Source organism: Micromonospora maris AB-18-032, assembly GCF_000204155.1.
Lineage (GTDB): Bacteria > Actinomycetota > Actinomycetes > Mycobacteriales > Micromonosporaceae > Micromonospora > Micromonospora gifhornensis.
The window spans coordinates 5,205,402-5,232,326 of record NC_015434.1 but is presented as its reverse complement, the minus strand read 5'-3'; the positions used below and the strand labels follow the sequence as shown (position 1 = coordinate 5,232,326).

The window sequence follows — 26,925 nt, the reverse complement described above, 5'->3', positions numbered from 1 at the left end:
TGCGTCGCGGGTGACAGGCCTAGAGTGAAGGCGGCGACCGCGAGGTGGCCGGTGAGCCGACGGGAGGCGCAACCCGTCGGCCCCAGGCGCGACCATGCCCACCGGCACACCGTCGAGGCCGCCGCATCCGGCATCCCTCGCCCCGGTCCCGCAGTCACGGAATCCCCAACACCACGACAGGGGAAAAGGACAGATGGCGCGACCGATCACGCTGTTCACCGGCCAGTGGGCCGACCTTCCGTTCGACGAGGTGTGCCGGCTCGCCGCCGAGTGGGGCTACGACGGCCTGGAGCTGGCCTGCTGGGGCGACCACTTCGAGGTCGACAAGGCCCTCGCGGACGACTCGTACATCGAGCGCAAGCGCGAGACGCTGGCCAAGCACAACCTCCAGGTCTTCACGATCTCCAACCATCTGGTCGGCCAGGCGGTCTGCGACCACCCGATCGACGAGCGGCACCAGGGCATCCTGCCCGCCCGGATCTGGGGCGACGGCGAGCCCGAAGGCGTCCGCCAGCGGGCCGCCGAGGAGATCAAGGACACCGCCCGTGCGGCGGCCAAGCTCGGCGTCAACACCGTCGTCGGCTTCACCGGCTCGTCGATCTGGCACACCCTGGCGATGTTCCCGCCGGTGCCGCCGTCGATGATCGAACGCGGCTACCAGGACTTCGCTGACCGGTGGAACCCGATCCTCGACGTCTTCGACTCCGTCGGGGTGCGGTTCGCCCACGAGGTGCACCCGAGCGAGATCGCCTACGACTACTACACCACCAAGCGGACCCTGGAGGCGATCGACCACCGGCCCGCCTTCGGCCTGAACTGGGACCCGTCGCACTTCGTCTGGCAGGAGCTGGACCCGGTCAACTTCATCTTCGACTTCGCCGACCGGATCTACCACGTCGACTGCAAGGACGCCAAGGTGCGTACCGGTGACGGCCGGCGCGGCCGGCTGGCCTCGCACCTGCCCTGGGCCGACCTGCGGCGCGGCTGGGACTTCGTCTCCACCGGTCACGGTGACGTGCCGTGGGAGGACTGCTTCCGGGCGCTCAACGCGATCGGCTACGACGGGCCGATCTCGATCGAGTGGGAGGACGCCGGCATGGACCGCCTGGTCGGTGCCCCCGAGGCGCTCCAGTTCGTGCGCCGGCTCGCCTTCGACGCCCCCTCCGCCGCCTTCGACGCGGCGTTCAGCAGCAAGGACTGACCGCACCTTCCGTGCGGCCCGACGACCACCGGGCCGCGCGGACGCGGTCAGCCGGACGTGAAGACGTGATCGCTGGCCAACCGGGCCGCACCGACCAGGGCGGCCCGGTCCGCCAGGTCGGAGAGCACCACCGGCATGGTCCCGGTGGCCAGCGGCGCGGACCGGCGGTAGACCACGCCACGGATCTCGGAGAGCAGGATGTGCCCGAGCCCGTCCGGTGCCCCGCCGATCACCACGATGCCCGGGTTGAAGAAGCTGACCAGTCCGACGAGTACCCGCCCCACCCGGCGGGCCGCGTCGCGGACCAGCGCCTGGGCGGCCGGATCACCGGCGGTCGCCGCCGAGGCGATGTCCGGCACGGTGAGCGTGCCCGTCTCGGCCAGCCGGGCCGCCAGCAACTCCGACCGGCCACCGCGGGCAGCCGCCGACGCCGCCCGGATCAGCCCCGCGTCCCCGCAGTACGCCTCCAGGCAGCCGAATTCGCCGCAGGCGCAGACCGGCCCGTCCTCACCGAGCGGCAGGTGGGCGATGTCACCGGCGCTGCTCGTCGCCCCCCGGTAGAGCGAACCGCTGAGCACCAGCCCGCAGCCGATCGCGGTGCCGAGCTTGAGGTAGAGGAAGTCGTCGAAGGTCCGGCCGATGCCGGCGTGCTGCTCACCGAGGGCGAGCACGTTCGCGTCGTTGTCGACGAGCGCCGGACAGCCCAACTCGGTGGCGAACGCGTCCCGGACCGGGAACCGCTGCCAGCCGGGCAGCACGGCCGGCGCGACCGAGGCGCCGCCGTCGACCGGCCCGGGCAGCGCGATGCCGACCCCGGTGAGTTCGGCGACGCCGAGTTCGGCACGAAGCTTCTCGACCAGTTCGACAGCCCGGGCGATCACCGGCTCCGGCCCACCCCGAACGTCCGCCGGTTCACCGGTCTCGGCCAGCACGTTGAGCTCACCGTCGGTCAGCGCCACGCTGATCCGGTCGGCCGCCACGACGACGCTGGCGAAACGCACCCGACCGGCGAGGCGCAGCAACGACGACCGGCGTCCGCCCCGGGAGGCGGCCTGCCCGGCGGTCTCGACCAGCCCGCGGGCGACGAGTCGATCCAACTCGGTGGTGAGCGTCGAGCGGGACAACCCCAGGATGTCACCCAGCTCCACCCGGGAGCGGGGGCCGTCGTCGCGCAACAGCCGGACCAGCCTCGCCTGCTGCGGATTCTCTGGGCGGACGAGTGTCATCACCAACACCTCCCGTCCGAAGTCTTTCATGTAGGTGTTTCCAGCCTGTAGCGAGCCGGGGCCGCATCCGTCACCGGATGCGGCCCCGGGATTGAAGATGTCACCGCGTCCACGGTCTCCCGCATGTCGAGTCCGTCAGCCCCGCAGACCCGACATGTGCTGGTAGCTCACCTCGGCGTAGCGCAGCGAACGGCCCGGGTCGGCGGCCCCGCCCGGCGCGTTGTCCTGCTCCCACATCGGGTTGTGGTAACCCTTGGCGCCCATGTTGGCGAAGAAGTTGCCGTAGTCGATGTCGCCCTGGCCGAGCGGCACCATCTCGTACCCGGCCGCGACGTTCGGGTTGAACGCGCCGTCCTTGGCGTGGAACAGCGGGAACCGCATGGTCCGGGTCGCCACCGTGGCCAGCGGGTCGAAGACGTCGGTCTGCAGGTTGCCGTCCGGGTCGGTGTAGGCACGGAAGCGGTGCTGGGCCACGTGCGCCCAGTAGATGTCCATCTCGAAGAAGACCCGGTCGGCCTCGGTCTTGTCGAAGAAGTACTCCAGCTTGCGGATGCCCGAGGAGCGGGTGGGCCGACCCAGCCCGTCCAGCGGCCCGCTGTCGAGCAGGAAGTTGTACGCCGCGTCGTGGTTGTGCGTGTACAGCTTCAGCCCACGGGCACGGGCCATCTCACCGAACAGGTTCCACCGGTCGGCGGCGGCGTCCCAGTCGGCCTTGTAGTTGCTGCTCGTCGGGTCGCTGCCGGTGCCGATGTGCTGCATGCCGAGGATCTCGGCGGTGTCGAGGGTCTGCTCGAACGCGGCGATGGTGTTCGGCGTGACGGTGCTGGGGATCGAGGCGTGCGAGCCGTTGGCGCGCAGCCCGTTGTCGTCCAGGATCTTCCGGATCTCCGTCGGGGTGATCTGCCGGCCCAGGATGCTGGTGTGCTGGGTGTAGCCGGCGAACTCCACCTCCTTGTAGCCGATCTCGGCGAGCCGGCCGAGCACCCGCTCGAAGCCGTACGGCACTCCGCTGGTGTCCGGGGCGGCGCTGATCCGGTCCCGGACGCTGTACAGGATGATGCCCCGCTTGCCGGGCGGGACGAGCACCCCGTTGCCGTTGCCCTTGCTGTTGGCAACGGCGGCGGAGCCGAAGCCGGCGGCGCCGGCGGCCGCCGCGCCGGCGACCCCGGCGAAGGCGCCGAGTATCCGACGCCGGCTCATTCCGTGCTGACTGTCGCTCATGTCCTACTGCCTTTCTCGGTGGTGTTACCGGTGGGGTGGCTGGGGTCGTCGGGTGACGACCCCAGCCGGAGGGTGCCTACGGGGCGAGGCCGATGCCCGGACCGTTGAACTGCACCCAGTTGAGGTTGCCGAAGCCGCTGGCCGGGCCGCCGGCGACGGTGGTGAACACCAGGTACAGCCGGAACGTCTCACCGGGGTCGGTGATCGGCACGCTGGTGCTGGTGAAGGCGTTGTTGCCGGTGGTCGCGTTGACCGTTGCGGTGGTCAGCAGCGGACCGGTCGGCGAGTCCCGGCGGAACTCGACGTTGAAGCGTGGCTGCCCGGCCGTGGCCGCGCTGCCACCGGACGTACGCAGGGTCACCGAGTCGATGTTCCGCAGGTTGACCGTGCCGTTTATGGCGATCCAGTCACCGTTGTCGAGGCTGCCGCGTTGCTGCCCGCCGCCGGCGTCCGCGGTGTTGCCGACCGTGGTGCCGGACTGTTCCCGGGCGAACTCCACCTGCTGCAACTTGTCCTGGATGACCTGCTGACCGATGGTGGTCAGCGGCGGCTGACCGTTGGCGCCGTTGTCGGTGTAGGTCGCGCTGATCACGCCGTAGATGTAGCCGCCGTGTGAGGCGTCGTCGGCGAGCGTGGGCAGCACCCCGGAACAGCCGAGCTGGTTGGCCTCCCCGTGCCCGTGGTCGTCGTGACCGAGAACGAAGGTGACTTCCACCTTCGCGCAGTCGATCGGGCCGTCCTCCGGGTCGGTGACCGTCACCGACCAGGGGATGTCGTCACCCCAGCTGAAGAAGCCGCCCTCGATCGGTACGTCCACCCGTACCGTCGGGGCGGTGTTGCCGACCGTGATGGTGGTGTTCGCCGTCGCGGTCTTGCCACTGGAGTCGGTCACCGTCAGCCGCGCCGTGTAGACGCCGTTGCTGGTGTACGTGAACGAGGGGTTCGGGTCGACGGAGTCGGTCGTGCCGTTGCCGTCGAAGTCCCAGGCGTACGAGATGGAGTCCGCCGGATCCGGGTCGCGCGACCCGTCACTGGAGAACGCCACGGTCAACGGGGCCTGCCCGTTGGTCGGGGTCGCGTTCAGCACGGCCGTCGGCGCCCGCAGGCCCTTGACGTAGCTGAACTTCACCATCGCCGCGTCCGGGTTGATGTTGAAGAACCCGTCCCCGTACGTGAGCAGGTAGAAGTTGCCGTCCGGACCCCACATCATGTCCATCGGGTTGTCGCAGAGGAACGGCCTGGCCGGCGTGACCGGACCTCCGCCGCAACTCAACAGATCGTTGATCTTCAGGACGTCGCCCTGCGAGTCGAGCCGGATCTCCCGCAGGTAGTCCCGGGTGAACTCGCCGAAGAAGATCGCGCCGTCGTAGTACGCGGGGAACTTCGTCTCCGACCTCAGCTCCGGGTCGTAGTCGTACTTCGCCGCGCCGTGCGGACCCACACCGCCGGTGCCGAGCTCCGGGAAGAGCACCGGACAGGTCTGGGTCGGGGTGGACAGGTAGGACTCCGGGCAGGGCGTCGGGGCCTGGAAGGAGTACCAGAGCTCCGACTTCTCCACCGGCGGCAGGTCGACCAGGCCGGTGTTGTGCCGGGAGGTGTTCTTCGGCGCCGCACAGTCGAACGGCGCGATCGGCGAGATCGGGCTGGTGGTCCAGTTCATCTCGAAGTACGGCAGGTCCGGCTGTACGCACAGCGGCCAGCCGTAGTTCGCGGGCTTGTCGACCACCATCATCCGCCCGGTGCCCGCCGGCCCTCGCCCGACCGCGGCGGTCGAGGAGTCGGGGGAGTAGTCGGTGATGTACGCGACGTCGTTCTTGTCCAGGGTGATCCGGAACGGGTTGCGCAGCCCCATCGCGTAGATCTCCGGTCGGGTCTTGTCACCCGGATCCTGCGCCTCGGGGAACAGGTTCCCCTCGGGGATGGTGTAGCTGCCGTCCGCCTGGACCTTGATCCGCAGGATCTTGCCCCGCAGGTCGTTGGTGTTGGCGGAGCTGCGCCGGGCGTCCACGAACGGTGCCTGGTAGACCCCGCTCGCGCTCACCGAGTCGTTGTGCGGGGAGAAGCCACCCGAACCGCCGCCGCCGGCCGGGGTGTCGTCGCCGGTGACCAGCCACAGGTTGTTCTCCGAGTCGAAGGCGATGTCGCCGCCGACGTGACAGCAGGCGCCCCGGTCCACCGGTACCTGCATGATCTTCTGTTCGGTGCTCAGGTCGAGCGAGGGGTTCTCGCCGTCGACGAACTTGAACCGCGACAGCTGGAAGTAGCCCTTCCAGTTGTCCCAGGCGTTGGGGTTGGTGCTGGTCGTGGGCGCAGCGCCGGTGGGAGTGTCACCCGGTGGGGCGTAGAACAGGTAGACCCACTTGTTGGTGGCGAAGTCCTTGTCGATCGCCGGGCCGTACATCCCGTCCTCGCTGTGGGTGTAGACCGGGATCTGGGCCAGCAGGGTGGTGCGGTTGCCGTCCGGCTCGTGCAGCCGTACGCCACCACGTCGGTCGGTCTGGATGACCCGCCCGTCGGGCAGCACGTCGAAGCCGATCGGCTCGTTGACGTTGGGCTGGGCACCGATCACCGTCATCTGGTAGTTGGCCAGCACCGTCGCGCCACAGTCGCCGTCGGTGACGCCGGCCGCCCACTGGATCGCGCCACCGAGGTGAGCGCGCAGGTCGGTGCCGCTGAAGCTCTCCGGGGTGGCGCCGAGTCCGGTGTAGAACGAGCGTCCGCCCTGGTAGTCCTTGCACCAGGTGATGGGGTGGTCGAAACCCATGCTGCCGCCGGCGTACGTCTTCTCGTCCACCGTCGCCAGGACGTGCGAGAAGCCCCGGACGTTGGCCGCGAAGTTGTACCACCGGTCCGTCGTGGTCCACCGCTCGGGCAACGAGGCCGAGGCCGGGTGTACCCGGTCGGCCACGGTCACCGTGGCGGCGCTGGCCGGCGTCGCCGCGCCGACGGCGCGGGTGCCGAGGACCTCGTCGAGGAAGCCCCAGCCCGGCTCCGCCTCGATCGCCGAGTGCACGCCGACGAAGCCGCCACCGGCGCGGTAGTACTTCTCGAACGCGGCTCGTTGGTCGTCGTCGAGCACATCGCCGGAGGTGTTCAGGAACACCACGGCGCGGAACTGCTTGAGGTGCGGCTCGCGGAACTTGCGGGCGTCGTCGGTGACGTCCACCGTGAACCGTCGTTGCTTGCCGAGCTGCCGGATGGCGTCGACGCCGGCCGAGGTGGCGGGGTGGGCGCCGTCGGCCGACCGGGTGAAGACCAGCACCTTGTACTGGATGCCGTTGTTTGTCGATGTCGCCTCGCCGGCCACCGGCGCGGCTTGCGCCGGCGTGGTCTGCGGGGCGCCGGTCGCGACGAGTGTCGCGCCGACGAGGGTGAGGAGACTCAGATAGGTGAGGGCTCTGCGGCCCAACGGTCTGTGCATCGAACCTCGCTCTGATCGGTCAGTTCCGTCCCGGCACGCGCGGTGCCGGGGCGGTTGGGGGTTACCAAACGAGCCTGGCCAGGTCTAACGAGGACGATATTTGCGGCCGGCAATAAAGAGAAGGGGTCAGAGGCAGAAGTTTCAGCGATATCGCCGGGACTTTCGTTCAATACGGGCGAAAGTTACCGCGAGGGTGGACACTTTGCCAGTGCGCACACAGCAGCCGGGCCCGACCGCCACACTGGCGACCGGGCCCGGCTGAAGGGTTGCTACAGATTCGTGCCGTTGGTGCCGGACGGCTTGCTGCGGGCCGTGGTCGACGTCGTCGACCCTGCGGTCGACCCTGACGAGCTGGGGCCGGGCTTGGCGCCGGCCGTGGCCGGCGTGCCGGCGAAGGCGTCGTCGGCAGCGGTGGGCCCGTGCTTGCCGTTCTGGTTCAGCTTCTCGCCCAGCTTGGAGTGGCCGAGCTTGTCCTTGCCCTCGTGGTAGAGCCGGCTGGCCTGGGCCTGGGCGACCCCGGCCGCCTCCTGGACGGTCGGGTGGTCGAGCACCTTGCGGCCCTGGACCATCAACTCCTCGTACTTCTCCCGGCCGGCACGGGCGCCCAGGACGAACCCTGCAGCCAGCCCGCCAAGGAACATGATCTTTCCGCGCATGGCGGCTCCTCTCGTACCTGACGCGCCGTCGACCCGCTCTCGATCACCGGGAGCGGGGCCGACCAGTTCGCGCCTGCGTCCTGTCGTCGGCAGCTAACTACCCATCCTGCTCTCTGCTCATACCTCCTTGTGCCCCGATGGCGATTTGCCCCAGACAATCCGATCGGTCGGTCCGATGATCAGGAGGGTAACCCCCTGGACCAAGACCCCCCGGAGTCCTGTACTCTTGTGCCCGGCGCACGGCGCGGAGAGATCCGCACCGGGCGGCTGTGCAGTCCCCCGTAGCTCAATTGGCAGAGCAGCCGGCTGTTAACCGGCAGGTTTTTGGTTCGAGTCCAAACGGGGGAGCTTGCTTCTCCAGCACGACATGCCCACCGGCAGCCCGGTGGGCATTCGCCGTTTCCGGGCCGCCGAGATGTCCATACCCCGCCGCTACCAGGACGCCAGCTGCATCGACCGTGCTGGTGCGGCCGGTGGGCGGGGCGGGATCAGTTTTCCCGGCTGCCCGCTGTATTCTCGCGTTGCCCATCGTGCTGCTGAGGCGGAGGGCGACGCCGGTATGAGCGGCCGGTGATCGACAGGGGCGGGATCACTCCGGCCCTGGTGCCGGGGCGGTAGCTCAGCCGGTTAGAGCAGGGGACTCATAATCCCTCGGTCGCGGGTTCGAGTCCCGCCCGCCCCACCAGCCTTTTTCCTGGTCAGCCAGGTTGCCGACGACCCGCACGCACCGGCGATCCTGCCACCCGACGACAAACGGCGGACGTTCTGCACGCCTGGGTCGCCGTTGCCACATGCGGTGCCGATCCTGGCCGACGTCGAGGCCGGACGGTGGCGGTGTGCCACCTGGCCCGGCCTTGCTCCGGTGGCACCCCGCCGCTGACTCGTCTCTGTGGGCCCGGCGGGCCGGTCAGCGCAGGAACGCTGTCAGGGTCTGTAGGAACCACTGCGGATCGTCGTGCCAGGGCTGGTGTCCGCCGGTTGGCAGCACGGCCAGCTCAGCCTGCGGAAACAGCGTGGCGTACGCGGCGGCGCAGCTCGGGGGAAGTGCGACGTCGTATTCGCCGGCGACGAGCAGGACCGGTGCCCGGAGGTGGGCGAGGTCGGCTCTGGTCGCCTGCGGGTCAAGGGCCCCGGCCGAGTAGTAGATGCCGGCCGCCTCCGCGTTCCTCTGACTCGCCTCCCGGTCGAGCCGAGTCCGGAGGTCGGCATCCCATCGCCCGTGCATGAAGGGCTCGATCGCCTGCCAGTCAGCCGCGGTGGCATCGCCCGACCAGATCCGCTCGAAGGCGGCGAAGGCGGCAGGGAACCAGGGCTCGCTGTGGCGCAGTTCCGCGACCTGGCGACGGTCGGCGTCGGTGACCTCCAGGTCGACCACCCGCGGGCTGGGGGTGACCAGCACGAGACGGCCGATCCGGTCGGGGTGGCGGGCGGCGTACCGCACGGCGAGACCGCCACCGGCCGAGTGCCCCAACAGGTCGATCCGCTCCTGGCCGAGATGCGCGCGTAGCGCTTCGACGTCCTCGACGAGCCGGTCAACGCGATAGGTCGCCGGGTCCGCCGGGATGGCCGAATCACCGGTCCCGCGCAGGTCGAGACGCACGACCCGGCGATGGGCCGACAACCCGCCCAGGTCACCGAGGTAGGCCGAGGACTGCATCGGGCCGCCGGGAAGGCAGATCAGCGGGGAACCCTCGCCAACCTGGTGGTAGGCGAGCCGGGTGCCGTCGGTGCCATCGAAGAAGACCATGCAGGGACCGTACGCGTCGGAAGCCTTTGTCAGGGGGCGGCGGACGGGGCTTGACCCTGACGCAGCGTCAACCCTCCATGCTGCCGGTCATGAGCATTCCACCACCAGCCGGTCGGGCCGAGGGGCCGGCGATCCAGGTACGAAATCTGGAGAAGTCGTTCAAGCAGTTGCCGGTGCTGCGCGGCGTGGACCTCGACGTGGCGCGGGGCAGCATCGTCGCCCTGCTCGGCTCGAACGGGGCGGGCAAGACCACCCTGGTGAAGATCCTGGCCACGCTGCTGCGGGCCGACGCGGGCACCGCCCGGGTCAACGGTTTCGACGTCGCCGGGCAGGCCGGCCAGGTACGCGAGTCGATCAGTCTGACGGGGCAGTTCGCGGCGGTCGACCAGATCCTCACCGGGCGGGAGAACCTGGTCCTGGTCGCCCGGCTCCGGCATCTCGCGGATCCGGGTGCGGTCGCGGACGACCTGCTGCGGCACTTCTCGCTGACCGAGGCGGCCAACCGGCGGGTGGCGACGTACTCCGGTGGCATGCGCCGCCGGCTGGACATCGCGATGAGTCTGATCGGCAACCCGCCGGTGATCTTCCTCGACGAGCCGACCACCGGGCTGGACCCGCAGGCGCGCATCGAGGTGTGGCAGACCGTCAAGGAACTCGCCGGTGGAGGTACGACGGTGCTGCTCACGACCCAGCATCTCGACGAGGCGGAGCAACTCGCCGACCGGATCGCGATCCTCCACCAGGGTCGGATCCTCGTCGAGGGGACCCCCGACGAGCTCAAGCGGCTGCTCCCCGCGCCCGAGGTCGAGTACGTCGAGAAGCAGCCGAGCCTGGAAGACGTCTTCCTCGCCCTCGTCGGCACCGCAACGGAGAAGGCAGACCGATGAACAGGCATCTTCTCGGCGACACCGCGGTCCTGCTGGGCCGCTCACTGCGCCACATCGCCCGCAGCCCGGACACCATCATCACCACCGCGATCATGCCGATCGCCTTCCTGCTGCTGTTCGTCTACGTCTTCGGCGGCGCGATCGAGACCGGGTCCGGGTCGTACGTGGACTACCTGCTGCCCGGCATCCTGGTCATCACGATCGCCTCCGGCATCTCCTACACCGCCTTCCGGCTCTTCCTGGACATGCAGGGCGGCATCGTCGAACGGTTCCAGTCCATGCCGATCGCCCGGTCCTCCGTACTGTGGGCACACGTCCTGACCTCGCTGGTCGCGAACCTGATCTCGCTGGCGGTCGTCCTCGGTGTCGCCCTGGTGGTGGGCTTCCGCACCGGGGCGGGGGTGCTGGGGTGGCTCGCGGTCGCCGGCATCCTGGCCCTGCTCACCCTGGCGTTGACCTGGCTCGCTGTGCTGCCCGGCCTCACCGCGAAGTCGGTGGACGGCGCGAGCGGGTTCGCGTACCCACTGGTGTTCCTGCCCTTCGTCAGCTCGGCCTTCGTGCCCACCGAGTCGATGCCCGGCCCGGTCCGGGCCTTCGCCGAGCATCAGCCGGTGACCGCGATCGTTGACGCGATCCGGGACCTGTTCGCCGGGCAGCCGGTCGGTGCCGACATCTGGACCGCCCTCGCCTGGTGTGTCGGCATCCTTGTCGTCGCCTACGTCCTCGCGGTCGTCACCTACCGTCGTCGGGTCGCCTGAGTCGGCGGCGACAGGGGGCAGGATCAGAGCATGCTGACGATCGGTCAACTGGCGGCGTACGCCGGTGTCACCGTGCGCGCGGTGCGGCACTATCACCAGGTCGGGCTGCTGCCCGAGCCGGACCGGGACGCTTCCGGTTACCGGCGCTACAGCGCCAGGGCGGTCGTATCCCTCGTGAAGATCCGTACGCTGGCCAACGCCGGTGTGCCGCTGGCCCGCATCGGTGAGTTGCTCGACGCCGATCCGTCGGCCTTCGCCGACGCGGTCCGGGCCATCGACGAGCGGCTGCGCGACCAGATCGAGCGGCTGGAGACCAGCCGCAGGCAGATCGCGCAACTGGTCGGCGGCGACCGGCTGACGCTCCCGCCGGAGGTCACCGCCTACCTCGATCGGCTCCGCGAGCTGGGGGTGTCGGAGCGGGTGGTGGAGGGTGAACGGGACGGCTGGATCCTGGTCGCCGCTCGCTGGCCCGAACGGATAGCCGAATTCATGCCCGGCAAGCTCGCGCAGCTCGACGATCCGCAGGTCGTCCGGCTCTACCGGGTGCTGTCGGAGATCTTCGACGACGAGCCGGGTGAGACCGACGACCCACGGCTGGCGGAAGTCGCCGACATCATGGTGGGCCTGGCCGAGCAGGCGTACCGCGCCGGTGAGATCCTCCGCGACGAGGCGTCCGACGAGTTGCCACAGGACCTCGTCGACGTGCTCGCCGTGGAGTCCGATCCGAGGGTGCAGCGGCTACGGGACCTGCTGCGCGAGCGGGGCTGGGCCGGGTGGAACCGGATGGAGCCGCTGCAAGGGTGCTGACCTCAGGTGTCGCAGGCGACGCCGATGCCGAGGCGTACCTGTGACGTCCGCCCCTGCGAGCGGATCGTCAGTGGCAGGCAGGTCGGCTGCGCGACCCACGTGCCGCCGACGAAGGCCAGCCACTGGGCCTGGTCGTCGTCGGGGGCACAGGCCTGCACCTGAACGCTTACCGCTGGTACCGCCGGGCGGCCCCAGCCGACCCGGGCCCGGTCTTCCCAGCCGGGCCCGACCCGCAGGTCGACCACGGCGCCGACGCGTACGACAAGTCCCCATTTGGCGAACAGCCGGGCCGCCGGATCCGGTTTCTCCGACTCCTGGGCTTCGATCACCTCCCGGTCCGGCACCGCGACGTCCGCACCCACGATGCGGTAACCATCAGGTGGTTCCCGCAGCTTGTCGACCGCGGAGGAACACGACACCACCCCGTCGCCGGCCTGGCTCGACCCGGTGGTGTCGGGGGCGGCCAGGGACGTGGCAGGCACCGGCGGACGCGGTTCTTCCTGGCCGGTCTCCTCGGCCGTGCAGGCGGCCGAGGCGAGGAGCAGGCAGCAGGCGAGCGGCCACGACAGGATTCGGCTGGTCGGCATCCGCGTCACCTCCGTCAGCGGCGGGTCTTCGGCAGGTCGAACTGGTCGGCGCGGCGGCAGTCGCGCTGGTTGCCGATCGCTTCGGGCCCCAGCCGGTCGAGCACCTCCCGGGCGCGGTCCCGGCCCCGGTTCCAGGCGTACCACGGGTCGGGTTCGGCCAGGTCGTCGGCGATCCAGCTGAGCGTGCAGCGGCGTACCGGGTCGGGCAGGGCGGCCAGGGCGGGCGTGGCGTCGGCGGAGAGGGCGCGCAGGTACCAGGCGTCGATGCGGCCGGTCTCCTGGTACCGGGCGACGTTGCGCCGGGCCGCGTAGTCCTCCGGGTTGAGCACCGCCAGGCCGAGCAGCAGCACCACCGCGAGCGCCGTGGCCAGCCGGGGGATCCAACCGCCGCGCCAGCGTACGCCGGCCACCAGGATCATCAGGAAGACCGCGCCGAGCAGCAGCTCGAAGCCCATCACGAAGATCCGCTCGCCGGTGAAGCTGTAGACCTTCTGGTACGTGTACATCCGCGACAGCGCGGACACCACGATGACCACGGTCAGGGCGCTGAGCAGGCCGAGCAGGACCCGCAGCAGCACCCGGTCGAGGTGGCGGTCCCGGCGGGCGAAACGGGTCACCCCGCCGAGCACCGCCAAGGTCAGCACGGTCACCACGACCAGCTGCCAGAAGCCGCTGCGGGCGTACTCGGCGTAGCTCAGGCCGGTGGTCCGCAGCACGTGCCGCTGCCCGCCGAAGAGCACCGTGAACTGCACCGCCACGAAGCCGCCGAACAGGGCGGTCAGCGCGGCGATCGGCGGCGCCCATTCCAGCAGACCGACGCGGCGTTCGGTGGGCCGGTCCACCGCGGACAGATCCGGCGGCGCGGCGAGCGTGTAGACGGCGGCCACCGCGATCAGGCCGCCCACGGCCGCCAGGAACAGCCACCGGAACACACCACTGACACTGATCTCCGGCAGCAGCGCGCCGAGGACCTGCGAGAACGCCGCATCGGCGGAGGAGAGCAGGGGACCGAACACCACGAGGACGACCACGGTGGCGACCACCGAACCGACCACCCGCCGTACGCTGCCGGGGCTGCCGGGCGCGCGCAGGTGTCGGCGCACCCAGGGCAGCCCGCGCAGCCCGGCGATCGGTGCGGCCACCAGGCTGAACAGGATCGACCGCACCCGCTGCCCACCGATGATGGCCAGGGCGGCGCAGCCCAGTGCGCCCAGCACGCAGAAGGTCACCAGCCACCAGGCGTTGCGGAAGGCCAGCACGGCGAGCAGCGCCAGGGCGGCACCGGCCCAACCGGCCCGGACCCACCGTTCGGTAGGGGCAAGTTCGGCGGTGTGTTGCCGTACCGCCACGACGACCGCGACGGTGAGCACCAGCCAACCGAGGAACCAGCCGATGCCGGTGCGCCCCAACGGCACGAAGGCTGCCACCCCCAGCGCGCCGACCAGCACGGCCAGCGGCGTGGCCAGGTGACCTGTCGCCTCCGGGCCGGGCCACACCCGCTCGAAGAAGGTCGGTGGCGGTGGGGTCCGTCGGAAGGCGTACCCGGGGCCGGGCGGCGGATACGAAGCCGGAAGCCCACCCGACGTCACCGCCACCGGCCGCCCGCCGCCCGCCGGCTGGCCTGCGGGTGGGGACTGGCTGGCGGTGGTGGCGGCCGAGGCTGTCGCGGCGGGCGCGGTGTCCGGCGGCGCTTCAGCAGCCGATGCTGCCGTGGACGGTGTGGTGGTGGCCGGTGACGTGCTGGTCGGCGCGGGCGCCACCGCCGCGGCGACGGCGGGTGGCGCGGCGGCGGTCGTGGCCCCGCCTTCCTGCACCAGCGGTAGGAAGATGGCGTAGCCCTGGGTGCCGGCCGGCACCTGCACCGGGATCGCCCAGGTGGGTTGGTCGGTCGGACCGGGCCACACGATGGACGGCAGCCCTTCGACCTCCGGTACGACAAGCAGTCGGGGCGCCGTCCCGGCGGGATCCGCCGGGACGGCGACGGTCGGGGCAGGGGCCTCGCGGGATTCCCCGATGGCAGCCGGGGACGGCTCGACCGGTGGCGGCTCGGACACCGCACCTCCTTGGACGATGATTGCCGTCACTCTAGGCGCGGACGCGCATTCTCGACGCCCCGTGTCGCCGAGCAGACGCCGCGCCGCAAACCCGCCGGACGCGCCACCGCCCCGGAGGACGCTGCCCCTAGCTGCGGCCCCGGTCGTCGAGGGTGAGGGGAGCACGCCCGTGCACCGCGTACCGGATGTGGGTGATCTGCGGGGCCGACACGACGCGGGTCGGGGTCAGCTCGATGGCCTCGAACTCGTCCACGTCCAGGTCGGCGTCGAACAGCCGCATCCCGGTGCCCAGCACCACCGGCGCGATGTGCAGTTCGAACTCGTCGAGCAGCCCGGCGCGCAGGACCTGCCGGAACAGGGTGCCGCCCCCGGAAACCGCCACGTCCTTGCCACCTGCGGCGGCCCGGGCCTGCGCCACCGCGCTGGCCACGCCGTCGGTGACGTACGTGAAACTGGTGCCGCCCTTGCGCACCACCGGAGGGCGGGGCCGGTGGGTGACCACGAAGACCGGTGCCCGGAACGGCGGCTCGTCGCCCCACGGCACCTCACCGCCGTCGGCCATCCGGCGACCCATCACGTACGCGCCGGCCGCCTCGAACGACTCGGCGAGGATGTCGGAGTTGACGTCCTGCGCGCCGCCGGCGAAGCCCTGCCGTTCCCGCCAGGACATCGCCTCGGTGGCCCAGCGCGTCACCCGGAAGAAGCCGTGGCTCTCCGCCGAATGCAGCCAGTCACCATCGCCGTCGTGCCGGGGGCCGGCGTAGAAGCCGTCCAGCGACACTGACATCTGCGCGGTCACCTTGGTCATCTCGTTCCTCTCGGTCTCGCGGCACCCGTCATGGGTGCTGCTCGCCGATGGATCGGAGCGGAGCCGACGCCAACTACCGCCCTCGGTTGTGATCTGAATCACTGGCAGGTTGCGGGTGAGTCGATTCAGCGCCTCGTTGCGATGCCGCTGTCTGGCTGGAGACAGAGACGTTCGCGCCGCCGCGTGGACCGTCATCATTCGGTGAGAGATCCACTGCTCGTGGACTCGTGCTTCACGACGGAGGAATCGATGAGGACACTGGCCCTACGACGGTCGGCCGCCACACTGGCCGCCGCACTTGTCGCCACGCTCGCTGTTGCCCTGCTGCCCGCCACGCCGGCGCTCGCACTGCCCTCGGGTGCCGGCTGGTCGGCCTCGTGGAGCTACTACCAACCGAACGCCTACCAGTACTCCGGCACACTGCCCGGGGTGCGCCTGACCGGTTACGCCACCGACAACGCCGGCACCTCGGCCACGCTCGGCACCATCGAGGACACCGCGGCGGACGGACGCTGCGCCCGGGTGATGCTCTACGCGTACGGTGTCGGCTACATCGCCGACCGCACCACCTGCGGTAACGGCAGCTACCTGACATACAACACGGTCAGCTACGACCAGGGGCTGTTGGTGATCGTCTACCGGATGATCGACGGAACGAACACCAACGACAAGGGTTTCTACATGTTCATCCCCGGCTCGGCCACCGATTCGGAGCTGCGCACCGTCGGGACCGGGGCCAGCTGGTCGTACTACACCTCCACGGCGTACCAGTACACGGTCACCCGATCCGGCGTCAGCCTCATCGGATACGGCGTCCACCAGGCGGGGGATCTGCGTTCCTCGCTGAACACGGTGGAGAAGACCGCCGTCGCCAAGGGGGCGTGCGCCAGCGGGACGGTCACCGGCGGGACGACCGTCAGCGGCAGCACCTGCCTCAACGGCGGCACCACCTCCTTCCACCGCAACGACCACAGCTACAACCTGGAGGCGTCCGCCTGCTACAAGCCTCTTCTCAGCACCCAGCGCTGCCTGGCGGTGAACATCCCCGAGCCCTGGTGATCCCCCTCAATGCGACCTGAGTCGCTTGCGGCGGCGGCCCGGCGGAGCAGGTGCCGGCGTTCGGGGTCGCTGCCGGCGGCGAGCTCCGCCGCCTGCCGCCAGGCCGTTGCCGCGCTGGCCCGGTCGCCGGCCAGCTCCAGCAGGTGCGCGCGGACGGCGTGCAGCCGGTGGTGCCCGGCGAGGATGCCCGATTCCAGTTGCGCCAACAGGGCCAGCCCAGCGGCCGGCCCGTGCACCATGCCCACCGCCACGGCCCGGCTCAGGGTCGCCACCGGGTTGGGTGCCAGGCGTTCCAGCAGCTCGTACAGGGCCAGCACCTGCGGCCAGTCGGTCTCCTCAGTGGTCGACGCCTCGGCGTGCACGGCGGCGATCGCGGACTGGATCTGGTACGGCCCCGGGGTCGAGGTGGTCAGGGCCCGCTCGACCAGCGCGCTGCCCTCGGCGATGGCCCTCCGGTCCCATCGGCGACGGTCCTGCTCGGTCAGCGGCACCAACTCGCCGTCCGGGCCGACCCGCGCGGCGGACCGCGCCTCGGTCAGCATCATCAGCGCGAGCAGGCCGGTGGTCTCCCCGTCGTCGGGCAGCCGGTCGTGCAGTCGGCGGGTCAGCCACAGCGCACGCCGGGTCAGGTCGGACCGGTGCAACTGCGGGCCGCTGCTGGCGCTGTAACCCTCGTTGAAGATCAGGTACAGCACCTGGCGGACCGCGGCCAGCCGCGCGCTCTGCTCCGCCTCCGGCGGCAACTCGAACCGGGCGCCCACCTCGCGCAGCCGCTGCTTGGCCCGGAAGATCCGCTGGTTCATGGTCTTCTCCGGCACCAGGAACGCCGCCGCGATCTCCGCCGTGGTCAGCCCACCCACGGCCCGCAGGGTCAGGGCCACCTGCGCGCTCGTCGACAACGCCGGGTGGCAGCAGAGCAGGAAGAGTTCCAGCAGGTCGTCGCGGGGCACGTCGGCGTCCGACGGCGGCCCGACCAGCGCGTCACGCCCGGTGGTGTCGAGCACCGTACGCTCGCGGCGCGCCCGGGCGACCTCGGACCGTACGTGGTCGACGTAGCGGCGGGCGGCCACGGTGTGCAACCAGGCCGCCGGATGCTCCGGTACGCCGTCGCGCGGCCACGTTTCGACGGCGGCGACGATCGCCTCCTGCACGGCGTCCTCGGCCGCGCTGAAGTCGCCGTAGCGGCGGACCAGCACGCCGAGCACCTGGGGGGAGAGCCGGCGCAGCAGTTCGGCAGCGGCCTCGTCGAGGCTCAGTTCTCGACCCCGTCGCGGATCATCAACGGCCACATCTCGATGCCGCCACCGACGCCGGGAGCGAACCGCAGCCCCGGGTACGACCGGGCGATCTCCAGCGCCCGTTGCTCACTGTCCACGTCGACCACGAAGTACGAGCCGACGTACTCCTTCGCCTCCAGGTACGGCCCGTCGGTGACCACCGGGGTGTCGCCGGCCATCCGCACCGAACGGGCCGGGGCGTCCAGCCCCTGCACGTCCACCAGCTCACCGCGGGCGCGCAGCTCCTCGTTGAAGGCGTCCACCTCGCCGATCAGCGTGGCCAGGTCGCCGGCGGGCAGGCTGCCCCAGATCTGCTCGTTGCCGTAGATCAGCATCAGATACTTCACGTGGAACCCTCCGTTGCGATGTCCGCAAGGTGACAGGACGCCCGGGCCTGCCCCGATGCACTGTTGTAGCAGGTCAAGAGGCTGCGGATGGCGGGCCACATCCGACTCTGCCCGAGCCAGGAAGGACTCGCCATGGCCGCTCCCACCGTGACCGCCTCTCTCAACGCGACCAGCTACGCCCCCGGTGCCCAGATGCTGCTCACCGTCACCTACGGCGACCCCGACACCAAGACGCTCACCGTCACCGTCGTGGTCACCGACGCCCAGGGCAACAGCAGCGCACCAGCCAAGGTCACCGCCGTCATCGACCCGCTCACCGTCACCGTCACCGACGACTCGAAACGTACCTGGACCCGGGTGTCGGACAACGGCACCGTGGCCGTGTACCGGGCGGTGGCCTGATGCCCCGGGTGACCGTCACGGTGCGTGACTCGTCCGGGCAGACCGCCACCGCCGCCGCCAACTACAGCCTCACCCCACCGGTGCTCGGTGGCTACTACCTGTCCGGCAACGCCGACCCGACGACCGACATGTCGGGCGGCAACTTCCGCTCGCTGACCCAGTACCGCAGCTTCGCTGACAGCAACATCTTCCCCGGCTACAACCGGCCGTGGCTGGTCACCCTCGGCCGGTCCGGGGTGCAGATGAACATGGTGCTGGAACTCAAGCACTACGGGGCCGGTGACACCGGGTCCCAGACCTTCACCGTGGACGGGGTGCGCTACACGGTGCCGGCCCCGGCGATGACCATCCAGCAGCGGCCGGGGACGGTGTGGCCGAAGGCGTACGGCTACAGCCAGGTGATCTCGGGGCAGTGCGACGGACTGTTCGCGCGGGCGCTGTCGCAGTACCGGACGCTGGGCTTCGGGGTGAACATCCAACTCGCCTCCGAACTCGACACCGACCACGAGTTCGGCACCACCGAGGCCGGCAAGGCGTACACCTGGGCGGAGTCGGACGCCCGGGCGGTGCAGGCGATGACGTACATCGTCAACTGGTTCCGGGTCAAGGCACTGCCGTCGGGAACCACCTTCTCGGTCGGCGTCGGTGGCTTCGACCGGGCCTCGTTCACGCGCACCCACCCGGAGTCGCTGATGTCGCGCCTGGACTACCTGCAGTGGAACGTGTACGCGACGAGCGCGTCGGACACCGCGTTGGCCCGGTTCCGCCGCACCAAGGACTGGGCGGTGGCCGACCTCGGTCCGGTGGCGCTGTCCCGACCGGTGATCGTCGCCGAGTGGGGGGTCCGGGTCGCCGAGATCCCGGACCAGGCGGCCTGGATAGCTACGGTGCCGGCCGCGATCGCCCGGCTCAACGCTGAGCGGGGGCCGATCTTCGCCCGGACCAACTACTTCAACTCCGGCTGGGGCACGTTGAGCCCGAAGGCCACCGGGTTGGCCGCGTTGCGATCCGCGTACGCCCGCTCGCCGTACGCCTGAGTTGGCCGGTGGTGCCGGGTGCGTGCCCGGCGCCACCGGCCCTTCGCTGCCCGGAGATCGGCCCCTGGCCCCGCCCGAAAGCCGACGACTGCCGTGCCTTGACAGCGAGCCGTGCTGGTTGCATGGTTAGTTACATGAGTAATGAACCAGCCAACCGATGGAGCGCAGCGGGGCGGCGGGTGTGATGGACGACGGCCGGCCGATCTTCCAGCAGATCGCAGAACTGCTGGAGAGCTCGATCCTGGACGGGACGCTGGCCGAGGAGAGCCAGGTGCCGTCGACGAACGAGCTGGCGGCCTTCCACCGGATCAACCCCGCGACCGCCGCCAAGGGCGTCAACAAGCTGGTCGACGACGGAACGCTCTACAAGAAGCGAGGAATCGGGATGTTCGTCTCCTCCGGCGCCCGCGCCAAGCTGCGCGCCCGCCGCCGTGACGAGTTCGCCCGGCAGTACGTGCAACCGCTGGTGGCCGAGGCACGCAAGCTCGGCATCGACCCGGCCGAGCTCAAACACATGATCGACAATTGGGAGGAGACCCGATGAGCCCGGTGGTCACCGTCACCGACCTCACCAAACGGTACGGCGACGTCACCGCGCTGGACCGCGTCAGCTTCACGCTCGCGGAGAACCGGATCTACGGCCTGCTGGGGCGCAACGGTGCCGGCAAGACCACCCTGATGCAGCTGCTCACCGCGCAGATCTTCGCCACCAGCGGGGAGATCAGCGTCTTCGGTGAGCACCCGTACGAGAACGAGCGGGTGCTCTCCCGGATCTCCTTCATCAAGGAGAGCCAGACCTACCCGTCGAACCTGCGGGTCAAGCACGCGCTGCGGGCCGCCGCCCTGGTCTACCCCAACTGGGACGAGGAGTACGCCCAGCAACTGGTCGAGGACCTCCGGCTGCCGCGCGAACGCAACGTCCGCAAGCTCTCCCGGGGCATGCTCTCGGCGCTCGGCATCGTCATCGGACTGGCCGCCCGGACCCCGCTGACCTTCTTCGACGAGCCGTACCTCGGCCTCGACGCGGTGGCCCGGCAGATCTTCTACGACCGGCTGCTGGCCGACTTCACCGAACAGCCGCGCACCATCGTGCTCTCGACCCACCTGATCGACGAGGTCAGCGACCTGATCGAACACGTCCTGCTGATCGACCAGGGCCGCCTGTTGCTGGACAGCGAGACCGACGCGCTGCGCGGGCAGGTGGTCACCGCCTCCGGTCCGGTCGCGGCGGTGGACGAATTCGTCCGCAGTGGCACCGAACTGCACCGGGTACGCCTCGGCGGAACGGCCCGGGCCACCGTGCGCGGTGACTTCGGCGCGGCCGAGCACGAGCGGGCCCGCGCACTGGGCGTGGACCTGGTCGCCTCGTCGCTCCAGGACATCGTCGTACGCCTGACCACGTCGTCAAACGGACCCGCAGCGGACGCCGGCAGCGCCGTCGCGGCCGACAAGGAGGCCGTCCGATGAACCGCACCCTGACCGTCGCCCGGATGCAGTTCGTCGCCTGGCGCAGCGTGGTCGGCTGGCCGTGGGCGATCCTGCTGCTCAGCTTCGCCATCAACCTGGCGTTGTTCAGCGCGATGAACGAGAAGGACGACTTCGAGCCGACCACCGGCGGCCTGATGAGCATCTACGTGGTGATGTTCGTCGCCAGCATCAGCGCGATCACGATGGACTTCCCGTTCGCGATCGGGCTCGGTGTCTCCCGTCGCAGCTTCTACCTCGGCAACGTGCTGCACTTCGTCGGTCAGGCGATCGTCTACGCGGCGGTGCTCTACCTGCTGGCCGTGATCGAGCAGGCCACCGACGGCTGGGGCGTGAACCTGCGCTTCTTCGGCATCCCCTTCCTCATGGTCGAGCATCCGGTCCTGCGGTACCTCGGCTTCGCGATCCCGTTCCTGCTGCTGGGCTTCGTCGGCATCGCCATCGCCGTGGTCTTCAAGCGCTGGGGGATGAACGGCATGCTCACCCTGTCGACGGTGGCGCTGGTCGCCGTCGGAGGCTCCGCGGTGCTGATCACCTGGCAGGGCTGGTGGTCGGCGATCGGTCGCTGGTTCGCCGACCAGCCCGGCGCCGCCCTGCTGGTCGGCTGGCCCGCCCTGCTGACCGTGCCGCTCGCCGTGGTCAGCTACCTGATCATCCGCCGCGCCACCCCCTGATGAAAGGAAGGGCACCTTATTAACGCCTGCCGTAGAGCAAGGGCCCCCTTTTAACACCACGACCGGCTGTGTGCCGCAGGGCGCGACGGCTCACCGTGAGAACAACGGGGGCGGCCCCTCCCGATCGGGTTCGGGAGGGGCCGCGCGGTGGGTGCGGTCAGCGCCAGGTGTCGGTCAGGGTCACCGAGCCGGACGCGGTGGCGGTGCGGTTGGTGCCCGACTCCCAGACCACCTGGCCGGAATCGGTGCGCTTGACGTACTTGTAGGAGAATGCGGTGCCCGCCGGCAGGCTCAGCTGCCCGGTCCACACCGGGTACGCCGTCGGCGAGAGTCGTACCCCCTTGGCCGGGTCCCAGCCGCCGAGGGCGGGCAGGTCACCGACGACGTAGATGTGCTGGCCGTACGTGGTGCTCGCGGTGGCCTGGAAGGAGACCGTGGCCTCGCCGGGCGGGTTGGTGGCCGGCTGGTTCCAGGTCACCGTGAAGGCTGTCCCGCCGGTGCCGGTGCGGTTGGGGTCGTTCTCCCACTGCACGCCGTTGCCGACCTTGACCAGCTTCCACTCGAAGGCGGTACCGGCCGGGACGTCGACCGCGCCGCTCCAGGTCGGGTAGCTGCCCGAGGTGGTGGACAGCTTCACCCCGTTGGCCGGGTTCCAGGAGCCGAGCTGCGGGATCGAGCCGACCACGTACACCTCCTGGCCGGGGTTGGTGGTGACGGTGGCGGTGAACCGGGTCGACCCGGCCGGCTGCGTCGGGCTCGCCGTCGGCGTCGGGGAAGCGGTCGGGGAAGCGGTGGGCGTGACGGTCGGACTGGCCGTCGGGGTCGGGCCGTCCAGGCGCGCCTCGACGTGCAGGGCGACCGCCTGGTCCGCCGGGATGGCGGCGCTGAAGCTGCCACCGGAGACGGTCACCGCCCCGCCGGGGCAGGCCCCGGTCGACCGGTCGTACGCGCCCCGACCCACGTTGCAGTACCGGCCGTCCGGCAGTGAGGTGCTGAAGCTGCGGCTCCACGTGCTGCCGGTGGCGTTGAAGGCGGCGTACCCCCGGTTGCCCCGGGCGAACGCGAGCCGGCCGTTGCCGTCGGTGACCACCGAGGCAATGCCGGTGCCGGCGACCGCGTTGCGGAAGCCCGGCATGCCGGCCACCCCCGCGTCGCGGTGCTCGCAGATCCAGGCGCTGCTGGTGCAGTCCGTGGCCAGGGTGGTGCCGTTGGAGGCACTCGGCGGGCCCTGCCCGTGCACCGAGCCGAACGCGTAGCTCGACATCAGCTGGGGCCGGCCGTACGGGTGGGCCATCATGAACGTGTCCGCCAGGTAGTAGCGGGCACCGTTCTTGTAGGTGAGCGTCGGAGTCTCCCGCTGGGTGTCGTGGTTGTCGATGAACACCACCGCCTGCTGTCCGGTCAGGCCACCGTAGTTGGGCAGGTTGCCCAGCTGCGCGATGTTGCCGTCGCGGAAGGCCGACGAGACCGACCGCTGGTAGTCGAAGTTGGTCACCCCGCCGTACGGCGCGTAGGCGGTGTAGGGGATCGTGCCGTCGCCGTACACCTCGTGGAACAGGTCCGGTCGGCCGCCGAAGCCGGGCACGTCACGCAGCCGGTTGATGATGTCGGCCAGGTGCGACTCCTGCACGTGCTTGGCCGCGTCCACCCGGAACCCGGCCACGCCCAGGTCGATCACCGCGTTCATGTACTTGGCGATCTTCCGCCGTACCTCGGGGTCGGCGGTGTTGAGGTCGGCCAGGTCGAGCAGCTCGCAGTCCTGGACCTCCTGCTTGTTGCCCCAGTTGTTGATCTTCCGGTAGCAGGGCCCGAAGTCGGCGTAGCCGTAGCTGTCGCCGGAACCGTCGTTGAACAGGTTCGGGTAGCTGTACTTGCTGTAGACCGTGCCGGCGCTGCCGGGGCCGCTGTTGGCCGAGCCGGTGCCGCTCATGTGGTTGAGCACCATGTCCACGTAGATCTTCACGCCCTGCGCGCGGCAGCGCTCGACCATGTCGACGAACTGGGCCTTCGAGCCGCGCCGGGTGGCGTCCAACCGGTACGACACCGGCTGGTAGTCCTGCCACCACGGGTAGGTGGCGCCCTCGGCGCTGGGCAGCACCACGTGTTCCTGCGGCGGTGAGACCTGCACCCCGCCCCAGCCGTTCGGGCCGAGGTTTGTCTCGCACTCCTCGGCGATGGAGTCCCACCGCCACTGGAACAGGTGGACGATCGCGTCGCCGTTGGCGCGTACCTCGGCTGCGCTGGCCGGGGCGGTGGTGGTGGCGACGACGGTGAGGCTGGCCGCGACAAGTGTCGCGGCCAGGGCCGCGGGTATCGCGGCGCGGGGACGGGGAACTCGCACGGGCCCTCCTCGGGGGACGGTCAGGCAGTGGTGGTGGTAGCCAACGTTTCCTGCAAGTTATGCAAGAAGTTGCGATGATGCGTGACCGTAACAGCGACATCGATGCTTGGGAACCTCTGATTCACAAGTCGCCCGTATGAAGAACAAGCCCTTGCGGACGCCTGCAATCACTGCAAGGATTTGCGTCCACTTCGTTCGAAACAACCGGTGGCTCACACCGGCGGCACAAGTCGGGGCGGTACGGTCGTGAGCTTTCTATGCTCGACTCATGGAACTGCGGATCTTCACCGAGCCCCAACAGGGCGCGACCTACGACGACCTGCTCGCCGTGGCCCGTCGCGCCGAGGAGACGGGCTTCGGCGCCTTCTTTCGCTCGGACCACTACCTGAAGATGGGGTCGGTAAGTGGCGACCCCGGCCCCACCGACGCCTGGACGACCCTGGCCGGACTGGCCCGTGACACCCGCTCCATCCGGCTCGGCACGCTGATGACCGCCGCGACGTTCCGGCTGCCCGGCCCGCTGGCCATCACCGTCGCGCAGGTCGACCAGATGAGCGGCGGACGGGTCGAGCTGGGCATCGGCACCGGCTGGTACGACGCCGAGCACAGCGCGTACGGGATTCCGTTCCCGGCGCTGGGGGAGCGGTTCGACCGGCTCGCCGAGCAGTTGGCGATCATCACCGGGATGTGGCGGACCCCGGCGGGGCAGACGTTCGACTACACCGGCCGCCACTACCAGGTCAGCGACTCACCAGCGCTGCCGAAGCCGGTGCAGCGGCCGCACCCGCCGATCCTGCTGGGCGGCATGGGCGCGAAGCGTACGCCGCAACTGGCCGCCCGCTACGCCGACGAGTTCAACCTGCCGTTCGTCTCGATCGCCGACACCGTCACCCAGTTCGAGCGGGTCCGGGCCGCCTGCCAGCGCATCGACCGGGACCCGACCGAGCTGGTCTGGTCCAACGCGCTGGTGCTCTGCTGCGGCAAGGACGACGCCGAGGTGGCCCGACGGGCCGCCGCGATCGGCCGGGAGCCCGACGAGCTGCGCGAGAACGGCGTGGCCGGCACCCCCGCCGAGGTCGTCGACAAGATCGGCCAGTACGCGGCCGTCGGCAGCCAGCGCATCTACCTCCAGGTACTCGACCTGAGCGACCTGGACCACCTGGACCTGGTCGCCGGCGAGGTGATGCGCCAGCTCTGACGTCAGCGGACCGACGAGCGCACCACGGTGTCCAGCCGACCGTCCCGATCACTGTCCAGGTAGGTGACGTCCGGAATCCCGTCACCGTCGAGATCGAACTGCACCACGTCGGCCACCCCGTCGCCGTCGACGTCGGTGACCACCTGCACCGAACCGTCCAGGTGCCGGCTGACGATCGACCGGCCGCCGCCCGCCTGCCGCGGCGGCGGCCCGGGGGTGGGCACCGGCGTCGGCGCCGGTCCAGGCGTCGGGTTCGGTTGCGGGCCGGGCTGGCTCGCCACATCCGAGGCGTACGCCCCGGCCGGGCCGCTGGCCGGCTCGACGCCGCTGCCGCCCGGATCGATCTCCTCCTCGGAGGGGTACACGTCGCCACGAGGGGCGGGATCACGGTAGCTGCTCATCGGCGTAGGGTTCCCCGACGGAGCCGGCGGTAACCGCCGCCGCGGAGAAGGGGGTCGCAGTGCCGACGCACCGTAACTGGGCCGGCAACATCCAGTACTCCGCCCGGGCGTACCACCGGCCGACAACGGTGGCGGAGCTGGCGACACTTGTGGCCGGCAGCGACCGGATCCGGGCGGTGGGCAGCGGACACTCCTTCAACCCGCTCGGCGACACCACAGGCGACCTGGTCACTTTGGCCGGGCTCCCGGCCGACGTACGGCTGGACGAGGAACGCCGTACCGTCGACGTCCCGGCCGCCATGCGCTACGGCGACCTGGCGAGCTGGCTGCACGAGCGGGGGTACGGCCTGGCCAACCTGGCCTCCCTGCCGCACATCTCGGTGGCCGGCGCGATCGCCACCGGCACCCACGGCTCCGGCGAACGCAACGGCAACCTGGCCACCGCCGTCGCCGGTCTGGAACTGGTCACCGCCACCGGCGAGCTGCGCACCGTGCACCGCGACAGCGACGACTTCGCCGCGATGGTGGTCTCCCTCGGGGCGCTGGGCATCGTCACCCGGGTCACCCTGGACGTGCTGCCCACCTTCGACCTGCGCCAGTACGTCCACCTCGACCTGCCCCGCGCGGCACTGGACGAGGCGCTCGGGTCCGCGTACAGCGTCAGTGTCTTCACCGACTGGCGCTCGACGCGCGGCACCCAGGTCTGGCGCAAACAGCTCGCGGACGCGCCCGCGCCCCCGGCGGGCTGGCTCGGCACCACGGCGGCCGACCGGCCCTGGCATCCGGTGCCCGGCATGCCGACGGCCAACTGCACCGAACAGCTCGGCGTGCCCGGGCCGTGGCACGAGCGGCTGCCGCACTTCCGGCTCGGTTTCACCCCGAGCAGCGGCGACGAACTGCAATCCGAGTACCACCTGCCCCGCGCCGACGCGGCCGACGCGCTTGCCGCCCTGGACGAGGTGGCACCCCTGATCGCCCCGGTGCTGCAGATCAGCGAACTGCGGACCATCGCCGCCGACGACCTCTGGCTCAGCCCGCAGTACCACCGCGACAGCCTCGCGATCCACTTCACCTGGATCGCCGACACCGCACGGGTGCTGCCGGTGGTCGCCGAGGTGGAACAGGCCCTGGCCCCCTTCGCACCCCGCCCACACTGGGGCAAGGTCTTCACCACCGCCCCCGAAGCGATCGCCGCCACCTACCCCCGCTGGTCCGACTTCGCCACCCTCCTGCACCACCTCGACCCCACCGCCAAGTTCCACACCCCCGCCCTAAACCCCCTCTTCCCCCGCTGACCCACCCCCACCCCACCCCACCCGCGTCCCGCCCGC

Annotated in this window: 24 protein-coding genes and 2 tRNA genes; 14 read left to right on the top strand and 12 right to left on the bottom strand. The window is 70.4% G+C overall.

The window, feature by feature from the left end:
- Positions 1-193: 193 nt before the first annotated feature.
- Positions 194-1,201 (top strand): sugar phosphate isomerase/epimerase family protein, encoded by a 1,008-nt coding sequence (locus VAB18032_RS23040; protein WP_013735333.1) that lies wholly within the window; start codon positions 194-196, stop codon positions 1,199-1,201.
- A 47-nt stretch (positions 1,202-1,248) separates the two neighbouring features.
- Here VAB18032_RS23040 and VAB18032_RS23035 read toward each other — a convergent pair whose 3' ends face one another.
- The 4 genes from VAB18032_RS23035 to VAB18032_RS23020 form a co-directional block, all read right to left on the bottom strand.
- Positions 1,249-2,427, bottom strand: a complete 1,179-nt coding sequence (locus VAB18032_RS23035) for an ROK family transcriptional regulator (RefSeq protein WP_013735332.1) — start codon at positions 2,425-2,427, stop codon at positions 1,249-1,251.
- A 135-nt stretch (positions 2,428-2,562) separates the two neighbouring features.
- A complete protein-coding gene (locus VAB18032_RS23030; RefSeq protein WP_043721668.1) occupies positions 2,563-3,648 on the bottom strand; it encodes a sugar phosphate isomerase/epimerase family protein in 1,086 nt (361 codons plus the stop codon).
- Between the two features lie 76 nt (positions 3,649-3,724).
- A complete protein-coding gene (locus tag VAB18032_RS23025; protein ID WP_013735330.1) occupies positions 3,725-7,069 on the bottom strand; it encodes a ThuA domain-containing protein in 3,345 nt (1,114 codons plus the stop codon).
- Positions 7,070-7,338: 269 nt separating this feature from the next.
- Entirely contained in the window at positions 7,339-7,725 is a 387-nt protein-coding gene (locus VAB18032_RS23020) for a hypothetical protein (RefSeq protein ID WP_013735329.1), read from the bottom strand.
- Between the two features lie 275 nt (positions 7,726-8,000).
- Here VAB18032_RS23020 and VAB18032_RS23015 point away from each other — a divergent pair.
- Together VAB18032_RS23015 and VAB18032_RS23005 are read left to right on the top strand one after the other, a co-directional pair.
- Positions 8,001-8,073 (top strand) — tRNA-Asn (locus VAB18032_RS23015).
- Between the two features lie 260 nt (positions 8,074-8,333).
- Positions 8,334-8,410 (top strand) — tRNA-Ile (locus tag VAB18032_RS23005).
- A 222-nt stretch (positions 8,411-8,632) separates the two neighbouring features.
- Here the strand turns inward: VAB18032_RS23005 and VAB18032_RS23000 are convergent.
- Positions 8,633-9,472 (bottom strand): alpha/beta fold hydrolase, encoded by an 840-nt coding sequence (locus VAB18032_RS23000; protein WP_013735328.1) that lies wholly within the window; start codon positions 9,470-9,472, stop codon positions 8,633-8,635.
- An 89-nt stretch (positions 9,473-9,561) separates the two neighbouring features.
- On the opposite strand from VAB18032_RS23000, the gene VAB18032_RS22995 reads away from it, so the two are divergent.
- From VAB18032_RS22995 to VAB18032_RS22985, 3 genes are read left to right on the top strand one after another with little or no spacing between them, the layout of a single operon-like run.
- Complete coding sequence (locus VAB18032_RS22995) at positions 9,562-10,359, top strand: ABC transporter ATP-binding protein (RefSeq protein ID WP_043725450.1); 798 nt, start codon at positions 9,562-9,564, stop codon at positions 10,357-10,359.
- Complete coding sequence (locus tag VAB18032_RS22990; protein ID WP_013735326.1) at positions 10,356-11,117, top strand: ABC transporter permease; 762 nt, start codon at positions 10,356-10,358, stop codon at positions 11,115-11,117. Before VAB18032_RS22995 ends, VAB18032_RS22990 begins: the two co-directional genes overlap by 4 nt.
- A 30-nt stretch (positions 11,118-11,147) precedes the next feature.
- Positions 11,148-11,924: a MerR family transcriptional regulator gene (locus VAB18032_RS22985; RefSeq protein WP_013735325.1), complete on the top strand. Its 777-nt coding sequence runs from the start codon at positions 11,148-11,150 to the stop codon at positions 11,922-11,924.
- A 2-nt stretch (positions 11,925-11,926) separates the two neighbouring features.
- On the opposite strand, the gene VAB18032_RS30235 is transcribed toward VAB18032_RS22985, so the two are convergent.
- From VAB18032_RS30235 to VAB18032_RS22970, 3 genes are all read right to left on the bottom strand, one after another.
- Positions 11,927-12,511, bottom strand: a complete 585-nt coding sequence (locus VAB18032_RS30235) for a hypothetical protein (RefSeq protein ID WP_013735324.1) — start codon at positions 12,509-12,511, stop codon at positions 11,927-11,929.
- Between the two features lie 14 nt (positions 12,512-12,525).
- Positions 12,526-14,565, bottom strand: a complete 2,040-nt coding sequence (locus tag VAB18032_RS22975; protein ID WP_043721660.1) for a DUF4153 domain-containing protein — start codon at positions 14,563-14,565, stop codon at positions 12,526-12,528.
- 127 nt (positions 14,566-14,692) lie between these two features.
- Entirely contained in the window at positions 14,693-15,373 is a 681-nt protein-coding gene (locus tag VAB18032_RS22970; protein WP_013735322.1) for a dihydrofolate reductase family protein, read from the bottom strand.
- Positions 15,374-15,622: 249 nt separating this feature from the next.
- Here VAB18032_RS22970 and VAB18032_RS22965 point away from each other — a divergent pair, with 249 nt between their 5' ends.
- The gene (locus VAB18032_RS22965; RefSeq protein WP_013735321.1) at positions 15,623-16,432 is read left to right on the top strand and encodes a hypothetical protein; all 810 of its coding nucleotides are present in this window, start codon (positions 15,623-15,625) and stop codon (positions 16,430-16,432) included.
- Here the strand turns inward: VAB18032_RS22965 and VAB18032_RS22960 are convergent.
- Both VAB18032_RS22960 and VAB18032_RS22955 read right to left on the bottom strand, forming a co-directional pair.
- A complete protein-coding gene (locus VAB18032_RS22960; protein ID WP_232510847.1) occupies positions 16,372-17,721 on the bottom strand; it encodes an RNA polymerase sigma factor in 1,350 nt (449 codons plus the stop codon). The genes VAB18032_RS22965 and VAB18032_RS22960 overlap by 61 nt on opposite strands.
- Positions 17,685-18,056, bottom strand: a complete 372-nt coding sequence (locus tag VAB18032_RS22955; protein WP_013735319.1) for a YciI family protein — start codon at positions 18,054-18,056, stop codon at positions 17,685-17,687. The genes VAB18032_RS22960 and VAB18032_RS22955 overlap by 37 nt, the downstream gene beginning before the upstream one ends.
- Before the next feature lie 132 nt (positions 18,057-18,188).
- Between VAB18032_RS22955 and VAB18032_RS22950 the strand changes: the two genes are divergently transcribed.
- The 5 genes from VAB18032_RS22950 to VAB18032_RS22930 all read left to right on the top strand — a co-directional run bounded on the left by VAB18032_RS22950 (position 18,189) and on the right by VAB18032_RS22930 (position 21,654).
- Positions 18,189-18,458, top strand: a complete 270-nt coding sequence (locus VAB18032_RS22950; protein ID WP_013735318.1) for a hypothetical protein — start codon at positions 18,189-18,191, stop codon at positions 18,456-18,458.
- On the top strand, positions 18,458-19,495 hold the full coding sequence (locus VAB18032_RS22945) for a hypothetical protein (RefSeq protein WP_013735317.1): 1,038 nt from the start codon (positions 18,458-18,460) through the stop codon (positions 19,493-19,495). The genes VAB18032_RS22950 and VAB18032_RS22945 overlap by 1 nt, the downstream gene beginning before the upstream one ends.
- Positions 19,496-19,652: 157 nt before the next feature.
- Positions 19,653-20,039, top strand: coding sequence for a GntR family transcriptional regulator (locus VAB18032_RS22940; RefSeq protein WP_013735316.1), 387 nt, complete (start codon positions 19,653-19,655; stop codon positions 20,037-20,039).
- Complete coding sequence (locus tag VAB18032_RS22935) at positions 20,036-20,962, top strand: ABC transporter ATP-binding protein (RefSeq protein ID WP_013735315.1); 927 nt, start codon at positions 20,036-20,038, stop codon at positions 20,960-20,962. Before VAB18032_RS22940 ends, VAB18032_RS22935 begins: the two co-directional genes overlap by 4 nt.
- Positions 20,959-21,654, top strand: coding sequence for a hypothetical protein (locus tag VAB18032_RS22930; RefSeq protein WP_013735314.1), 696 nt, complete (start codon positions 20,959-20,961; stop codon positions 21,652-21,654). Before VAB18032_RS22935 ends, VAB18032_RS22930 begins: the two co-directional genes overlap by 4 nt.
- 157 nt (positions 21,655-21,811) lie before the next feature.
- On the opposite strand, the gene VAB18032_RS22925 is transcribed toward VAB18032_RS22930, so the two are convergent.
- Positions 21,812-23,995 (bottom strand): carbohydrate-binding module family 20 domain-containing protein, encoded by a 2,184-nt coding sequence (locus VAB18032_RS22925; RefSeq protein ID WP_013735313.1) that lies wholly within the window; start codon positions 23,993-23,995, stop codon positions 21,812-21,814.
- A gap of 268 nt (positions 23,996-24,263) precedes the next feature.
- Between VAB18032_RS22925 and VAB18032_RS22920 the strand changes: the two genes are divergently transcribed.
- Positions 24,264-25,193: an LLM class F420-dependent oxidoreductase gene (locus VAB18032_RS22920; RefSeq protein ID WP_013735312.1), complete on the top strand. Its 930-nt coding sequence runs from the start codon at positions 24,264-24,266 to the stop codon at positions 25,191-25,193.
- Between the two features lie 2 nt (positions 25,194-25,195).
- On the opposite strand, the gene VAB18032_RS22915 is transcribed toward VAB18032_RS22920, so the two are convergent.
- Positions 25,196-25,594 (bottom strand): hypothetical protein, encoded by a 399-nt coding sequence (locus VAB18032_RS22915; RefSeq protein ID WP_013735311.1) that lies wholly within the window; start codon positions 25,592-25,594, stop codon positions 25,196-25,198.
- Between the two features lie 59 nt (positions 25,595-25,653).
- On the opposite strand from VAB18032_RS22915, the gene VAB18032_RS22910 reads away from it, so the two are divergent.
- Positions 25,654-26,889: an FAD-binding protein gene (locus VAB18032_RS22910; protein ID WP_013735310.1), complete on the top strand. Its 1,236-nt coding sequence runs from the start codon at positions 25,654-25,656 to the stop codon at positions 26,887-26,889.
- Positions 26,890-26,925: the final 36 nt, after the last annotated feature.

Bases quoted from the DNA above. Each gene is read 5' to 3' on its own strand.
- VAB18032_RS23040 (WP_013735333.1), top strand. From the start codon at position 194: ATGGCGCGACCGATCACGCTGTTCACCGGCCAGTGGGCCGACCTTCCG.
- VAB18032_RS23035 (WP_013735332.1), bottom strand. From the start codon at position 2,427: ATGACACTCGTCCGCCCAGAGAATCCGCAGCAGGCGAGGCTGGTCCGG.
- VAB18032_RS23030 (WP_043721668.1), bottom strand. From the start codon at position 3,648: ATGAGCGACAGTCAGCACGGAATGAGCCGGCGTCGGATACTCGGCGCC.
- VAB18032_RS23025 (WP_013735330.1), bottom strand. From the start codon at position 7,069: ATGCACAGACCGTTGGGCCGCAGAGCCCTCACCTATCTGAGTCTCCTC.
- VAB18032_RS23020 (WP_013735329.1), bottom strand. From the start codon at position 7,725: ATGCGCGGAAAGATCATGTTCCTTGGCGGGCTGGCTGCAGGGTTCGTC.
- VAB18032_RS23000 (WP_013735328.1), bottom strand. From the start codon at position 9,472: ATGGTCTTCTTCGATGGCACCGACGGCACCCGGCTCGCCTACCACCAG.
- VAB18032_RS22995 (WP_043725450.1), top strand. From the start codon at position 9,562: ATGAGCATTCCACCACCAGCCGGTCGGGCCGAGGGGCCGGCGATCCAG.
- VAB18032_RS22990 (WP_013735326.1), top strand. From the start codon at position 10,356: ATGAACAGGCATCTTCTCGGCGACACCGCGGTCCTGCTGGGCCGCTCA.
- VAB18032_RS22985 (WP_013735325.1), top strand. From the start codon at position 11,148: ATGCTGACGATCGGTCAACTGGCGGCGTACGCCGGTGTCACCGTGCGC.
- VAB18032_RS30235 (WP_013735324.1), bottom strand. From the start codon at position 12,511: ATGCCGACCAGCCGAATCCTGTCGTGGCCGCTCGCCTGCTGCCTGCTC.
- VAB18032_RS22970 (WP_013735322.1), bottom strand. From the start codon at position 15,373: ATGACCAAGGTGACCGCGCAGATGTCAGTGTCGCTGGACGGCTTCTAC.
- VAB18032_RS22965 (WP_013735321.1), top strand. From the start codon at position 15,623: ATGAGGACACTGGCCCTACGACGGTCGGCCGCCACACTGGCCGCCGCA.
- VAB18032_RS22950 (WP_013735318.1), top strand. From the start codon at position 18,189: ATGGCCGCTCCCACCGTGACCGCCTCTCTCAACGCGACCAGCTACGCC.
- VAB18032_RS22945 (WP_013735317.1), top strand. From the start codon at position 18,458: ATGCCCCGGGTGACCGTCACGGTGCGTGACTCGTCCGGGCAGACCGCC.
- VAB18032_RS22940 (WP_013735316.1), top strand. From the start codon at position 19,653: ATGGAGCGCAGCGGGGCGGCGGGTGTGATGGACGACGGCCGGCCGATC.
- VAB18032_RS22935 (WP_013735315.1), top strand. From the start codon at position 20,036: ATGAGCCCGGTGGTCACCGTCACCGACCTCACCAAACGGTACGGCGAC.
- VAB18032_RS22930 (WP_013735314.1), top strand. From the start codon at position 20,959: ATGAACCGCACCCTGACCGTCGCCCGGATGCAGTTCGTCGCCTGGCGC.
- VAB18032_RS22920 (WP_013735312.1), top strand. From the start codon at position 24,264: ATGGAACTGCGGATCTTCACCGAGCCCCAACAGGGCGCGACCTACGAC.
- VAB18032_RS22915 (WP_013735311.1), bottom strand. From the start codon at position 25,594: ATGAGCAGCTACCGTGATCCCGCCCCTCGTGGCGACGTGTACCCCTCC.